This is a genomic window from Streptomyces sp. BBFR102, from assembly GCF_051397025.1.
GTDB lineage: Bacteria > Actinomycetota > Actinomycetes > Streptomycetales > Streptomycetaceae > Streptomyces.
In genome coordinates this window covers 4,751,106-4,764,424 of record NZ_CP195757.1, presented here as the reverse complement: position 1 = coordinate 4,764,424, position 13,319 = coordinate 4,751,106, and the positions used below count along the sequence as shown (strand labels likewise).

Genomic DNA, 13,319 nt, shown 5'->3' with positions numbered 1-13,319 from the left:
ACGAGGGGCGGGGTGACGGGGGGGGGTCAGCGGCGGGCGGTGGCGGAGCGCTGGGCGCGGCTGACGTCGTAGACGCCGGGGACGTCGCGCATGGCGCGCATCAGGTCGGGCAGGCCGGCGGCGTCGGGGAGCTGGAGGGTGTAGGTGTGGCGGACCCGTTGCTCGGCGGGGGGTTCGACGGTGGCGGAGATGACGGCGACGCCCTCGGCGGCGATGGCCTCGGTGAGGTCGGCGAGCAGGTGCGGGCGGCCGAAGGACTCGGCGAAGAGGGTGACCCGGAACTCGGTGTTCTCACCCCAGCGGACCCCGACGGGCTCACGTCCGGAGGCGGTCATCCGGGCCACCGAGGGACACGCCGAGCGGTGCACGGTGACGACGCCGCCGCGTACCGCGAAGCCGGTGATCTCGTCCGGCGGGACCGGCGTGCAGCAGCGGGCGAGCCGTACGGTGGCGCCCGGCAGGTCGGTGACGGCGGCCTCCGGCGCCTCGTCGGCGGGGGTGGGGGCGGCGCCGGTCAGCGGGGGTTTGCGGGTGCCGGGGCCGGGCGCGGGCCGGTCGGGGTGGGCGTGCAGCCAGCGGCGGATGGCGATGCGGGCGGCGGGGGTGCGGGCGTGCTCCAGCCAGTCCGGGGAAGGGCTGGCGTCGTCCCCGGCGGCGGCGAGCAGCGGGTGGACGGTGTCAGCGTCCTTCAGGACGGTGCTGAGGGTGGCGAGGCGGCCGTTGACCCGGGCGCCGATGCAGGCGTGGGCGCCCTCGCCGTACTGGGCGTAGGCGGCGTCGACGCAGGTGGCGCCGGAGGGCAGGGAGAGGGTGCCGCCGTCGGTGCGGAAGACGGTGATCTCGCCGTCCTGGGCGAGGTCCTCGCGCAAAGTGGACCAGAAGGTGTCGGCGTCGGGGGCGGCGCGCTGCCAGTCGAGGAGGCGGGAGAGCCAGCCGGGGCGGGTCGGGTCGGCCCGCTCCCCGTCGCGGGGGTCCTCGCCGCCGGAGGCGCCGGGAGCGTACGGGTTGCCGAGGGCGACCACACCGGCCTCGGCGACCTGGTGCATCTGGCGGGTGCGGATGAGGACCTCGACGACCTCGCCGTCCTCGCGGGCCACCGCGGTGTGCAGCGACTGGTAGAGGTTGAACTTCGGGACGGCGATGAAGTCCTTGAACTCGGAGACGACCGGGGTGAAGCAGGTGTGCAGCTCGCCGAGGACGGCGTAGCAGTCGGCGTCCTCCTGGACCTGGACGAGGAGCCGGCCGAGGTCGACGCCGCGCAGCTCGCCGCGCTTCCCGCGCACCCGGTGCAGGGAGACCATGTGGCGGGGGCGGATCTCCACGTCGGCGGTGATGCCGGCCTCGCGCAGCACCGCGCGGAAACGTTCCTCGGTCTCGGCGAGCGGGCCGGGGCCGGCCGTGGCGGCGTGGGTGGCGGCGACCTCGCGGGCGGCGGCGTACTCCTCGGGGTGGAGGATCGCGAAGACCAGGTCCTCCAGCTCGGTCTTGAGGGCCTGCACGCCGAGCCGCTCGGCGAGCGGGATCAGCACGTCGTGGGTGACCTTGGCGATGCGGACCTGTTTCTCGGGGCGCATCACGCCGAGGGTGCGCATGTTGTGCAGGCGGTCGGCGAGTTTGATCGACATGACGCGGACGTCGTTGCCGGTGGCGACGAGCATCTTGCGGAAGGTCTCGGGCTCGGCGGCGGCGCCGTAGTCGACCTTCTCCAGCTTGGTGACGCCGTCGACGAGATAGGCGACCTCGGGTCCGAACTCGTCGAGGACCTGGGTGAGGGTGACGTCGGTGTCCTCGACGGTGTCGTGGAGGAGGGCGGCGACCAGCGTGGTGGTCTCGGCGCCCAGTTCGGCGAGGATCAGCGTGACGGCGAGCGGGTGGGTGATGTACGGCTCACCGCTCTTGCGCATCTGGCCGCGGTGGGACGCCTCGGCGAGGATGTAGGCGCGGCGCAGTGCTTCGAGGTCGGCTTCCGGATGGTGGGCGCGGTGCGCCTCGGCGACGTGGGCGATGGCGTCGGGGAGCCGGTCACGGGAGGTGGGCCCGAGCAGGGCGGCGCGGCCCAGGCGGCGCAGGTCGATGCGGTGGCGGGGCCGTTTGCGGGCGACGGGCCCGGTGGGACGCGCGCCCTGGGAGGCCGCCCCGGGCAGCAGCTCCGGGGGGATGGCGGGCGTCGTCGCAGGGTTCGTGGCCTCTGCACTCATGGGCACCTCCGGCTGCGTCGACCGGCGGGCTGGGGTTCCCTCCAGGTTGCGGTGGGCTGGAGGGGCTGTCGGTCTCCCCGTGTGGGCCGGTGCTTGATGCTACCGAGCCGACCACGGCCCGAAGTCCCGCTCCCGCCGAGCGTGAAACGGATCACCCATTCGAGCGACCGTACCCGGGACCTCGGCGTGGCGTGCACCGCGCGGTGCGTACCGGCCGTAAGGGGGTGCTGCGCGCGGCCGCGCCCCGCCGGAGAGCACCGCCGTGTGGAGGTGTCAACACGCTCGGCGGTCCGCGTATGCCCGGCCGGGCGGGTGACCGACGTCACCCTCCCCGGACCGGTCGGTCAGCTGACCCCGGCGAGCCGGCCGGCGTCGATCTCGCCCTCGGCGACGATCACGGCGGGCCCGGTCATGTCCACGGACCCGTCCGGGTACTCGGTGATCACCAGGCGCCCGCCGGGCACGTCCACGGTGTACGAGACGGGGCGGCCGGTGGCCGCGGGGTCGGCCCCGTCGCGGCGGGCGGCGGCGACGGCCACGGCGCAGGCGCCGGTGCCGCAGGAGCGGGTCTCGCCGGAGCCCCGCTCGTGGACGCGCATGGCGACGTGGCCCGGGCCGCGGTCCACGACGTACTCGACGTTGACCCCGTCGGGGTAGGCGGCGGCCGGGGTGACGGCGGGCGCGGTCAGCAGGTCGCCGGCGTCGGCGAGGTCGGCGACGAAGGCGACGGCGTGCGGGTTGCCCATGCTGACGTTGAGGGCGGGGGCGCTGCCGTGGGCGGTGGCCACGGTGACGTCGCCGCCGGGCAGCACGGCGCGGCCCATCGCGACGGTCACGGGGCCGGTGCCGGGCTCGGCGCCGGGCTCGTCCTTGGCGAGGTGGGCGTGTTTGACGCCGCCCCGGGTGGCGATGGCGAGGTCGCCCTCGCCGGCGTGGCCGGCGCGCTGGAGGTAGCGGGCGAAGACGCGGACGCCGTTGCCGCACATCTCGGCGACGGAGCCGTCGGCGTTGCGGTAGTCCATGAACCACTCGGCCTCGTCCGCGAGGTGCCGGGCCTCGGGGTGGGCCGCGGAGCGCACCACGTGCAGCACGCCGTCGGCGCCGATCCCGGCGCGCCGGTCGCAGAGGGCCGCGACGGTGTGCGGCGCGAGGTCCAGGGCGTTGTCCGGGTCGGGGACGATGACGAAGTCGTTCTCGGTCCCGTGGCCCTTGAGGAAGGCGATCCGCGTGCTCATGGCTCCGATCGTACGGCGCCGGACCTGGGGTGTCCTGGCCGGTCAGCGCAGGCGGTCGACGCGCCAGACCGCGAGGACGACCAGGGCGGCGACCACCACCGCGTAGGCGAGGACCACCCGCCAGTCGGGGCGGCCGCCGGAGCCGCGGGCGGGCAGGCCCGGCCAGGTGTGGCCGACGCGGCGGGCGGCCATCATGCCCCAGCCGGCCGCGCAGAAACTGATGAGCAGGCCCAGCATGGCAATGACGGCGCCGCCGTCCCCGGTGCCGAAGGCGAGGGGGAAGGCGAACATCAGCGAGCCCATCGCGGCGAGGCCGACGATCGGCGCGAGCTGCCACAGCCTCAGGCGGCGCTGCGGGCGCAGCTCGACCTCGACCTCCTGGGGCGGCTCGGCGGGCTGCTCCAGGCCGTCGCGGGGGTCCTGCGCCGGACCGTCCGCGGTGAGCGGTTCCGGTCTGCTGTGTGTGGTGTCACGAGGGCCGGCCTCCATCGCCACGTGCCCTCCCAACTCGGACTTCACTGGTCGATCGAAGGTCGATGATGGCACGCCGTCAGGTGCCCCGATGACGGGTGGGGCGTCCCGATGCCATCACGTGATCAGGCTGTGACCGCTCGTTCGAGCAACGCCAGTGCCCGGCCGGGGAGTTCCCCACGGTCGGCGGCGGCGCCGCTGAGCCAGTGGACGCGCGGGTCGCGGCGGAACCACGAGTCCTGCCGACGGGCGAACCGCTTGGTGGCGCGGACCGTCTCGGCGCGCGCCGCGTTCTCGGTGCACTCCCCCGCGAGGGCGGCGAGCACCTGCTGGTAGCCGAGGGCGCGGGAGGCGGTGCGCCCTTCGCGCAGGCCCCCGGCCTCCAGCGCGCGGACCTCGTCGACCAGCCCGGCCTCCCACATCCGGTCGACCCGGTCGGCGATGCGGGCGTCGAGTTCGGGGCGGGCCACGTCGACGCCGATCTGGACGGTGTCGTAGACGGAGTCGTGGCGCGGCAGGTTGGCGGTGAAGGGGCGGCCGGTGATCTCGATGACTTCCAGGGCGCGCACGATGCGCCGGCCGTTGCCCGGCAGGATCGCGGCGGCGGCCTCGGGGTCGGCGGCGGCGAGCCGGGTGTGCAGCGCGCCGGGGCCGTGCGCGGCGAGTTCCTCCTCCAGGCGGGCGCGGACCTCGGGGTCGGTGCCGGGGAAGTCGAGGTGGTCGACGGCACCGCGCACGTAGAGGCCGGAACCGCCGACCAGGACCGGGGTGCGGCCCTCGGCGAGGAGCCGGTCGATCTCGGCGCGGGCCAGGCGCTGGTACTCGGCGACGCTGGCGGTCTCGGTGACCGGCCAGATGTCGAGCAGCCGGTGCGGGACGCCGCCGCGCTCGGCCTCGGCGAGTTTGGCGGTGCCGATGTCCATGCCCTGGTACAGCTGCATGGAGTCGGCGTTGACGACCTCGCCGCCGAGGTGCTGGGCGAGGAAGACGCCCAGATCCGACTTTCCGGCGGCGGTCGGTCCGACGACGGCGATGACCCGGGGTGCGGGGACTGAGCTGCTCACCCTCCCAGTCTCGCAAACCCCCACCGGAGGCGTGCACCCGCGGCCCCGCCGCCGGGCACCCGGGAGGGCGCGGCGCGCGCCGCCGACGGGTGGAGAACCGCCGGATGGGGAAAACTGGAGGTCATGAGCTTCCTGGACAACCTCAAGGCAAAGATCGCCCCCGCCAAGGAGAAGGTCGCCGACCTGACCCGGCAGCACGGCGACAAGATCGACCAGGGTCTGGACAGGGCCGCGCAGGCCGTGGACAGCCGCACCAAGGGCAAGTACAGCGACAAGATCCGCAGCGGTACCGACAAGGCGAAGAGCGCCCTGGACCAGCTGAACCAGGACGGCACCGGGAAGGGCGGCCCCGAGCGGGGCGGGCAGGCCCCCGGCGCCGGGAACGACGCCACGCGCCCGCAGCACCCCGAGACGGGAACCGGCAAGCCCGGGGGCGAGGGCCCGGCCGGCCCCTGACCCGGCGGGAGGGCGGCGGCGCGGGCCAGGCCCGCCCGCCGCCCTCCCCCGCTTCCCGCTCCTTCGCGGCCATGTCCCGGCTGTCGCGACGACCACGACGTGCAGCGGGCGTGCCGGATGACGTGGCGGCTCACCGAGCCGCGTACGGGCGGGCGGGTGCGGCCCGCCGGGGCGCGTGCCCCGGGCGGGTCGGGCATGCGGGCGGCGGCTCAGCTCCAGACGGCGACGGAGTAGCCGACCCCGTAGGGGGCCTCGTCGTAGAGCAGCTTCCCGGCCAGGCCCGCGTCGGCCGCGGCTCCGGCCAGCACCTGCCACGGGGCGCGGCCGGCGGCGCCGAGCTCCTCGGCGAGGACCGGGTCGAGGCCGGCCAGGGCGGCGGTGTCGGCTCCGCCGAGGGCCTCGGCGGCCAGGGCGTCGAAGGGGGCGGCCCGCTCGTCGAGGTAGCCCGGCGCCTTCACGGTGCGGCAGGCGCTGCCGTCGCCGAGGACCAGCAGCGCGGTACGGGCCCGCCCGGCGGCCAGCTCGCCGCCGAGTTCCGCGCACCGCCGAGGCGGGCATCCGGTGCCGACGGAGAGCCCTTCGACAGGGCAGGTGTCCCAGCCGTGGTCGGCCAGCAGCCAGGCGCCGACGGTGAGGGAGGCGGGCAGCGGGGCGGCGCCCGGGCCGGGGGTGCCGGAGCCGAGGGTCACGTCGACGGCGGCGCCGAAGCCCCGGAAGGAGCCCGGTGTTCCGGGCGGGTACGGCGTGTGGTCGTCGCCCGTGCCGGGGCCGACGACGACCAGGCGGTCGGGCCGGGCCTCGGCGAGGGTGTCGAGGGCGGCGGCGCAGCTCTCGCGCAGGGCGGCCAGTTCGGCGGCGGCCCCGGCCGCGACCTGCGGCTGGAGCAGGGGCGGGCAGGGGCAGACGGCGGCGGCGGCAAGCATGCCCGGAGCCTAACCCCCGGCCCCCGGCCCCGGGGCGCGGCCGGGGGCCGGGCCGGGCGGCGCGTGGCCGGGGACTACCCGGTCAGCAGGCGGAGCAGCCGCCGGCCGGGGCCGGCTGGGGGGCGGGGGCGCCGACGGTGGGCAGCCCCAGCAGGACGCCGGGGGTCTGCGCCGGGGCGGAGGTGCGGCGCTCCCAGGCGTCGCCGGCGCGGGTGCGGCGGACGGCGCGGGCGGCGCCCTCGGCGAGCAGGTGGTGCGGGGCGGCGTAGGTGATCTCCACGGTCACCACGTCGCCGGGGCGGACCTCCTCGTCCGGCTTGGTGAAGTGGACGAGGCGGTTGTCGGGGGCGCGGCCGGAGAGGCGGTGGGTGGCACCGTCCTTGCGGCCCTCGCCCTCGGCGGCCATGACCTCCAGGACGCGGCCGACCTGCTTCTTGTTCTCCTCCCAGGAGATCTCCTCCTGGAGGGCGACCAGGCGCATGTACCGCTCCTGGACGACCTCCTTGGGGATCTGCCCGTCCATCTCGGCCGCGGGGGTGCCGGGGCGCTTGGAGTACTGGAAGGTGAACGCCTGGGCGAAGCGGGCCTCGCGGACGGTGTGGAGGGTCTGCTGGAAGTCCTCCTCGGTCTCGCCGGGGAAGCCCACGATGATGTCGGTGGTGATCGCGGCGTCCGGGATGGCCGCGCGGACCTTCTCGATGATGCCGAGGAACCGCTCCTGGCGGTACGAGCGGCGCATCGCCCGCAGCACGGTGTCGGAGCCGGACTGGAGCGGCATGTGCAGCTGCGGCATGACGTTGGGCGTCTCGGCCATGGCGGCGATCACGTCGTCGGTGAAGTCGCGCGGGTGCGGCGAGGTGAAGCGGACCCGCTCCAGGCCCTCGATCCTTCCGCAGGCGCGCAGCAGCTTGGAGAACGCCTCGCGGTCGCCGATGTCGCTGCCGTAGGCGTTGACGTTCTGGCCGAGCAGGGTGATCTCGCTGACGCCCTCGGCGACCAGCGCCTCCACCTCGGCGAGGATGTCGCCGGTGCGGCGGTCCTTCTCCTTGCCGCGCAGGGCCGGGACGATGCAGAAGGTGCAGGTGTTGTTGCAGCCGACGGAGACCGAGACCCACGCGGCGTAGGCGCTCTCGCGGCGGGTGGGCAGCGTGGAGGGGAACGCCTCCAGCGACTCGGCGATCTCGACCTGGGCCTCCTCCAGCACGCGGGCGCGCTCCAGCAGGACGGGCAGCTTGCCGATGTTGTGCGTGCCGAAGACCACGTCGACCCAGGGGGCGCGCTCGGTGATGGTGTCGCGGTCCTTCTGGGCGAGGCAGCCGCCGACGGCGATCTGCATGCCGGGCCGCTTCGTCTTCATCGGCGCGAGCCGGCCGAGGTTGCCGTAGAGGCGGTTGTCGGCGTTCTCCCGGACGGCGCAGGTGTTGAAGACGACGACGTCCGCGTCGCCCTCCTCGGTGCCCTCGGGGGACCGGACGTACCCGGCGCCCTCCAGCAGCCCGGCGAGCCGCTCGGAGTCGTGGACGTTCATCTGGCACCCGTAGGTGCGCACCTCGTACGTCTTCGCGCCGCCCGCGTGCGCCTGCTCGCCGTCCACCACTTCGCCCGCCACGTTGTTCCCGCTCATCCGTCCAGAGTAAGGGCTGCGGAGCAGGGCTCCGTCCGGTGGGCCGCCCCTGTTCAGCGGCGGCCCCGGCTGGCAGGATCACCCACATGGTCCCGGTTCTCCTCCGTACGCGCGGGCGCGCCCTGACCGCCGCGGGTGCGGCGGCTCTGGCCCTGGCCCTGCTGGTGTGGTGGCTGTCGCCCATCGGCGAGCCGCCGCCGCGCACCCCGCTCACCATGAGCACCGGGGTGGGCACGGGGGTCTACGCCAAGTACGGCACGCTGCTGCGCAAGGCCCTGGGCAGGGACGTGCCGGAGATCGACCTGGCACTCGAGCCGAGCGAGGGCTCGCAGGAGAACGTGCGGCGGGTGGCGACGGGCGAGGCGGACTTCACCATCGCCACCGCCGACGCCGTGGAGCAGTACCGCGCCGAGGGCGGCCGGGGCGCGGACCGGCTGCGCAGCAGCGCCCGGCTCTACGACGACTACATCCAGGTGGTCGTGGACGGGGAGTCCGACATCGAGGAGGTCGCCGACCTGCGCGGCAAGCGGGTCGCGATCGGCCAGGTCGCCTCGGGGGTGCGGCTGGTGGCCGAGCGGGTGCTGCGGGCCGCGGGCCTGGACGCGGAGAAGGACGTCGCGGCCTCCCCGGAGGGCATCGGGGAGACCCCTCAGGCGCTGCGCGAGGGCAGGATCGACGCCTTCTTCTGGTCCGGCGGGCTGACCACGCAGGCGGTGCGGGACCTGTCGAAGGAGCACGAGATCCGGCTGCTGCCGCTCAGCTCGCTCATCGACCGGCTCCACCACGGCGGCGGCTCGGCGAGTCACTACCGCACGGCCGTGATGCCCGCCGACGCCTACCCGCTGGCGCAGCGCGGCTCGGAGGTGCCCACCCTGGCGGTGGCCAACATCCTGGTCACCACCGACCGGATGGACGACGACCTGGCCGAGAAGATCACCCGCACCGTGATCGGCAGCCGCGACCACATCGGCGCCCAGGTGCACGCCGCGCAGCTGGTCGACGTGCGTACCGCGATCTACACCGACCCGCTGGAGCTGCACGACGGCGCGCGCCGCTACTTCCGCTCGGTCAAGCCCTGACCCCCGGCTCGCCCCGCCAGGTCCGCCGCCGGTTCCTCGGGCGCGTACCGGGGCACCGTCAGCGTGACCTTCAGCCCGCCGGACGGGGCGTGGGCGTACGACAGGCTGCCGCCGCCGGCGCCGAGCAGGGCGCGGGAGATGGACAGGCCGAGTCCCGAGCCGCGCACGTTCTGGTGCCGGCCGCTGCGCCAGAACCGGTCGCCGACCCGCTCCAGTTCCTCGTCGGTGAGGCCGGGCCCCGCGTCAGCCACCTCGACGGTGGTGTGCGCCCCCGAGGAGGCGGCGCGCACGGTGACGCGCTCCTGGCCGGGGGTGAACTTCAGGGCGTTGTCGAGGACGGCGTCCAGCGCGCTGGAGAAGGCGACCGGGTCGGCCCAGCCGGTGACGGCCGGGCAGTGCGCCGCCAGGCTGATGCCGCGCTCCTCGGCGAGCGGGCGCCAGGCGGCGGCGCGTTCCTCGGCGAGCTGGCCGAGGTCGGTGAGGTGCAGGTCGGGGGCGGCGTGCTCGGCGAGGGCCAGGTCCAGCAGGTCGTCCAGCACCCGGGCCAGGCGCTTGCCCTCGGCGCGTACGGAGGCGATCTCCTCGTTGCCCTCGGGGAGTTCCAGCGCGAGCAGCTCGATGCGCAGCAGCAGCGCGGAGAGCGGGTTGCGCAACTGGTGGGAGGCGTCGGCGACGAAGGCCCGCTGCTGTTCGAGGACCTCCTGGACGTGGTCGGCCATCTCGTTGAAGGAGCGGGCCAGGCGGCGCAGTTCGGGTGGCCCGCCGGATGGTGCGACGCGGGACTTGAGGCGTCCGGTGGCGATGTCGTGGGTGGTGGCGTCGAGCACCCGGACGGGGGTGAGGACCCAGCCGGTCAGGCGCAGCGCGAAGGCGACGGCGACGAGCATGGCCAGGGCCTCGCCGGCGGCGATCACCAGCAGGCCGTGCAGGATGCGGGAACGCATCTCGCCGGTCGGGGAGTCGGTGACGACGACCGCGATCACGTCGCCGTCGCGGATCACCGGCGAGGCGACGACGATCCGGCCGTCCTGCCAGGGCCACACCTGGCCGGGGTCGTGGCTGCGGCGGGACATCAGCGAGGTGGTGAACGCCTCCCGGATGTCGCCGGTCCCGGGTATCTCCAGGTCGTCCCGGGCGCGGGCCATGGGGTCGCCGTTGCGGTAGAAGACCCCGGCCTCGATGCCGTACACGTCGTAGTAGCGGGAGAGTTCCTGCTGGAGGGTCTCGCGGCGCTCGTCCTTGCCGATGAGCCCGGCGGAGCCGGTGGTGCGCTTGGTGACGTACTGGGCGAGGGAGGCGAAGCGGGCGGTGTCGTCGATACGGTCGACGACGACCTTCTGCTGCTCGGCGGCGGCCACGTTCTGCGCGAGGGGCACGCCCAGCATGACCAGTACCACGGCGAGCAGGGTGATGAGGAGCTGGAGCAGGCGGGTACGCACGGGCCGCTACGCGCCGGGGTCGACGAGGCGGTAGCCGACGCCGCGGACCGTCTCGATCAGCGCGGGGCGGCGCAGCTTGGAGCGGAGCGAGGCGACGTGCACCTCCAGGGTCCGGCCGGTCCCCTCCCAACTGGTGCGCCACACCTCGCTGATGATCTGCTCGCGACGGAAGACCACCCCGGGCCGCTGCACCAGCAGGGCGAGCAGGTCGAACTCCTTGCGGGTCAGCGCGACGGCCTCCCCGTCGACGGTGACGCGCCGGGTGGGCAGTTCGACCCGTACGGCGCCGAGGGCCAGCGTGCCGGGGGCGGGGGCGGCGGCGCCGTCGGTGTCCCCGGGCTGGTTGCGGCGGGCCACGGCGTGGATGCGGGCGAGGAGTTCGCCGGTGTCGTAGGGCTTGACCACGTAGTCGTCGGCGCCGAGGTTGAGCCCGTGTATGCGGGAGCGGACGTCGGCGCGGGCGGTCACCATGATGACCGGGACGGCGCTGCGGGCGCGGATCTTGCCGCACACCTCGTAACCGTCCTGGTCGGGCAGGCCGAGGTCGAGCAGGACGACGCCGAAGGGCGGTCCCCCGGCGGGCAGCAGGGCGGTGAGGGCCTCCTCGCCGCTGCGCGCGTGCGTCACCCGGAAGCCGTGGCGGGCCAGGATCGCGGAGAGGGCCCCCGCGACATGGTTGTCGTCCTCGACGAGCAGCAGTCTCACGGCCGGCCTCCTCGGTAGCTCTGGGTCGTGTCCACGGCGGCCGGCGCCGCACCTGGGGGTACTCAGCATCCACGCGGATCGCGGGAGCCGCGTCAAGAGCCTGCGGGTCACAGGCTTGTTCCGTTATCCACCCGGTACGCCAGGAGACCACCCCGTTCACGGCGTGTGTCCGGTTGAAGCCGGATCGTTATCCTCAATTTCCGCTCAGATGTAATGACGGTGATCGCACTGCGTGACTACTGTCCTCCCAACCGAGGAGGATGGAGCAAGACCCCGATGAGTGACGTATCGGTGACCAAGGACACCATTCCCGCGGCAGAGGCAGACGCACTGGTCGCGCTCAGCAATGTCAACAAGCACTTCGGTGCGCTGCACGTGCTCCAGGACATCGATCTGACCATCGCCCGGGGCGAGGTCGTGGTCGTCATCGGCCCTTCGGGTTCGGGCAAGTCCACGCTGTGCCGCACGATCAACCGCCTGGAGTCGGTCGACTCCGGCAGCATCACCCTGGACGGGAAGCCGCTTCCGGCGGAGGGCAGGGAACTGGCCCGGCTCCGCGCCGACGTGGGCATGGTCTTCCAGTCCTTCAACCTCTTCGCGCACAAGACGGTGCTCGAGAACGTGATGCTGGGCCAGATCAAGGTCCGCAAGAAGGACAAGGCCGAGGCCGAGCGTTCGGCCCGGGCCCTGCTCGACCGGGTGGGCGTGGCCAACCAGGCCGACAAGTACCCGGCCCAGCTCTCGGGCGGGCAGCAGCAGCGGGTGGCCATCGCCCGCGCGCTGGCGATGGAGCCGAAGGTGATGCTCTTCGACGAGCCGACCTCCGCGCTCGACCCGGAGATGATCAACGAGGTGCTGGAGGTCATGCAGCAGCTCGCCCGGGACGGCATGACGATGGTCGTCGTGACGCACGAGATGGGCTTCGCCCGCTCCGCTGCCAACCGCGTGGTCTTCATGGCGGACGGCCAGATCGTCGAGCAGGCGACCCCCGAGCAGTTCTTCACCAACCCGCGCAGTGACCGGGCGAAGGACTTCCTCTCGAAGATCCTGCACCACTGACCTCCCCCGAGGAGACCGGCTTTCCGGCCCCCAGGACCCGTCCCGGGGGCCCGAGGCCGCCCTTCCCCACGGGCCGACACCCCACTCCCCTCCGGGAGGGCCCCGCACGGCCGCGTACACGCTGTCGAACCCCCTGACTACAAAGGATGTCCACGATGAACCTCCGCAAGGTCTCGGCCGCCTCGGCCGCCGTCCTCGCCCTCGCCCTGACCGCCACCGCCTGCGGGTCGGGCGAGTCCGAGGACGGCGGCAAGAACGGCGGCAAGACGATCAAGGTCGGCATCAAGTTCGACCAGCCCGGCATCGGCCAGAAGACCCCGCAGGGCACCTTCACCGGTTTCGACGTGGACGTCGCGACCTACGTGGCCAAGGAGCTGGGCTACTCCGAGAAGCAGATCGACTTCAAGGAGACCCCGAGCGCCGACCGCGAGAACGCCCTCTCGCGCGGCGACGTCGAGTTCATCGCCGCCTCGTACTCGATCACCGACGAGCGCGAGGCCAAGGTCGACTTCGCCGGCCCGTACCTCCTGGCCCACCAGGACGTACTGATCCGCGCCGACGACAAGATCGGCAAGGCCGAGGACCTCAACGGCAAGATCCTCTGCTCGGTCTCCGGCTCGACCTCGGCGCAGAACGTCAAGGAGAAGTTCGCCAAGGGCGCCGAGCTCAAGGAGTACGGCGGCTACTCCGAGTGCCTCGAAGGACTCCAGACCGGTGCCGTCGACGCGCTGACCACCGACGACTCGATCCTCGCCGGCTACGCCGCGCAGGAGCAGTACAAGGGCAAGTTCAAGCTGGCGGGCCTGAGCCTGTCCAACGAGAACTACGGCATCGGCGTCAAGAAGGGCTCCGACCTCAAGGGCAAGATCAACAAGGCCCTCGAGAAGATGGTCGAGGACGGCAGCTGGGACAAGGCCGTCGAGGCCAACTTCGGCCCGGCCGACTACAAGAACGAGCCCGCCCCGAAGAACGGCAAGGTCGTCAAGTAGCGGCCCTCGGGTCGCTACGACCGAAGTCCTGCCGGCACGCCGCCCCGACGCGGGCGGCGTGCCGCGCCGCCCATCCA

Annotated in this window: 12 protein-coding genes; 4 read left to right on the top strand and 8 right to left on the bottom strand. The window is 73.7% G+C overall.

What is annotated here, in order from left to right; translation table 11 throughout:
- Positions 1-26 precede the first annotated feature (26 nt).
- From ACSLIC_RS21170 to miaA, 4 genes are all read right to left on the bottom strand, one after another.
- Entirely contained in the window at positions 27-2,198 is a 2,172-nt protein-coding gene (locus ACSLIC_RS21170; RefSeq protein WP_436739278.1) for a RelA/SpoT family protein, read from the bottom strand.
- Positions 2,199-2,542: 344 nt separating this feature from the next.
- A complete protein-coding gene (dapF, locus tag ACSLIC_RS21165) occupies positions 2,543-3,433 on the bottom strand; it encodes a diaminopimelate epimerase (RefSeq protein ID WP_436739277.1) in 891 nt (296 codons plus the stop codon).
- 42 nt (positions 3,434-3,475) lie between these two features.
- Complete coding sequence (locus ACSLIC_RS21160; protein ID WP_436740436.1) at positions 3,476-3,922, bottom strand: hypothetical protein; 447 nt, start codon at positions 3,920-3,922, stop codon at positions 3,476-3,478.
- Positions 3,923-4,029: 107 nt separating this feature from the next.
- Complete coding sequence (gene miaA / locus ACSLIC_RS21155) at positions 4,030-4,968, bottom strand: tRNA (adenosine(37)-N6)-dimethylallyltransferase MiaA (RefSeq protein WP_436739276.1); 939 nt, start codon at positions 4,966-4,968, stop codon at positions 4,030-4,032.
- A 123-nt stretch (positions 4,969-5,091) separates the two neighbouring features.
- Here miaA and ACSLIC_RS21150 point away from each other — a divergent pair, with 123 nt between their 5' ends.
- Entirely contained in the window at positions 5,092-5,424 is a 333-nt protein-coding gene (locus ACSLIC_RS21150; protein ID WP_436739275.1) for an antitoxin, read from the top strand.
- Positions 5,425-5,633: 209 nt separating this feature from the next.
- On the opposite strand, the gene ACSLIC_RS21145 is transcribed toward ACSLIC_RS21150, so the two are convergent.
- Complete coding sequence (locus ACSLIC_RS21145) at positions 5,634-6,347, bottom strand: class III extradiol dioxygenase subunit B-like domain-containing protein (protein WP_436739274.1); 714 nt, start codon at positions 6,345-6,347, stop codon at positions 5,634-5,636.
- Positions 6,348-6,429: 82 nt separating this feature from the next.
- Positions 6,430-7,971 carry a tRNA (N6-isopentenyl adenosine(37)-C2)-methylthiotransferase MiaB gene (gene miaB / locus ACSLIC_RS21140; RefSeq protein WP_436739273.1) on the bottom strand — a complete coding sequence of 514 codons (1,542 nt, stop codon included), beginning with the start codon at positions 7,969-7,971 and terminating at the stop codon, positions 6,430-6,432.
- Positions 7,972-8,057: 86 nt separating this feature from the next.
- On the opposite strand from miaB, the gene ACSLIC_RS21135 reads away from it, so the two are divergent.
- Complete coding sequence (locus ACSLIC_RS21135; RefSeq protein ID WP_436739272.1) at positions 8,058-9,050, top strand: TAXI family TRAP transporter solute-binding subunit; 993 nt, start codon at positions 8,058-8,060, stop codon at positions 9,048-9,050.
- On the opposite strand, the gene ACSLIC_RS21130 is transcribed toward ACSLIC_RS21135, so the two are convergent.
- Together ACSLIC_RS21130 and ACSLIC_RS21125 are read right to left on the bottom strand one after the other, a co-directional pair.
- On the bottom strand, positions 9,026-10,489 hold the full coding sequence (locus ACSLIC_RS21130; protein WP_436739271.1) for an ATP-binding protein: 1,464 nt from the start codon (positions 10,487-10,489) through the stop codon (positions 9,026-9,028). The two genes, ACSLIC_RS21135 and ACSLIC_RS21130, sit on opposite strands and share 25 nt — an antisense overlap.
- 6 nt (positions 10,490-10,495) lie before the next feature.
- Positions 10,496-11,194, bottom strand: coding sequence for a response regulator transcription factor (locus ACSLIC_RS21125; protein ID WP_436739270.1), 699 nt, complete (start codon positions 11,192-11,194; stop codon positions 10,496-10,498).
- 276 nt (positions 11,195-11,470) lie between these two features.
- Here ACSLIC_RS21125 and ACSLIC_RS21120 point away from each other — a divergent pair, with 276 nt between their 5' ends.
- Positions 11,471-12,253 (top strand): amino acid ABC transporter ATP-binding protein, encoded by a 783-nt coding sequence (locus tag ACSLIC_RS21120; RefSeq protein WP_023416661.1) that lies wholly within the window; start codon positions 11,471-11,473, stop codon positions 12,251-12,253.
- A 155-nt stretch (positions 12,254-12,408) separates the two neighbouring features.
- On the top strand, positions 12,409-13,242 hold the full coding sequence (locus ACSLIC_RS21115; protein ID WP_436739269.1) for a glutamate ABC transporter substrate-binding protein: 834 nt from the start codon (positions 12,409-12,411) through the stop codon (positions 13,240-13,242).
- Positions 13,243-13,319: the final 77 nt, after the last annotated feature.

Excerpts from the sequence above, each read along its gene's own strand:
- ACSLIC_RS21170 (WP_436739278.1), bottom strand. The coding sequence starts at position 2,198 with ATGAGTGCAGAGGCCACGAACCCTGCGACGACGCCCGCCATCCCCCCG.
- dapF (WP_436739277.1), bottom strand. The coding sequence starts at position 3,433 with ATGAGCACGCGGATCGCCTTCCTCAAGGGCCACGGGACCGAGAACGAC.
- ACSLIC_RS21160 (WP_436740436.1), bottom strand. The coding sequence starts at position 3,922 with ATGGAGGCCGGCCCTCGTGACACCACACACAGCAGACCGGAACCGCTC.
- ACSLIC_RS21150 (WP_436739275.1), top strand. The coding sequence starts at position 5,092 with ATGAGCTTCCTGGACAACCTCAAGGCAAAGATCGCCCCCGCCAAGGAG.
- ACSLIC_RS21145 (WP_436739274.1), bottom strand. The coding sequence starts at position 6,347 with ATGCTTGCCGCCGCCGCCGTCTGCCCCTGCCCGCCCCTGCTCCAGCCG.
- miaB (WP_436739273.1), bottom strand. The coding sequence starts at position 7,971 with ATGAGCGGGAACAACGTGGCGGGCGAAGTGGTGGACGGCGAGCAGGCG.
- ACSLIC_RS21135 (WP_436739272.1), top strand. The coding sequence starts at position 8,058 with ATGGTCCCGGTTCTCCTCCGTACGCGCGGGCGCGCCCTGACCGCCGCG.
- ACSLIC_RS21120 (WP_023416661.1), top strand. The coding sequence starts at position 11,471 with ATGAGTGACGTATCGGTGACCAAGGACACCATTCCCGCGGCAGAGGCA.
- ACSLIC_RS21115 (WP_436739269.1), top strand. The coding sequence starts at position 12,409 with ATGAACCTCCGCAAGGTCTCGGCCGCCTCGGCCGCCGTCCTCGCCCTC.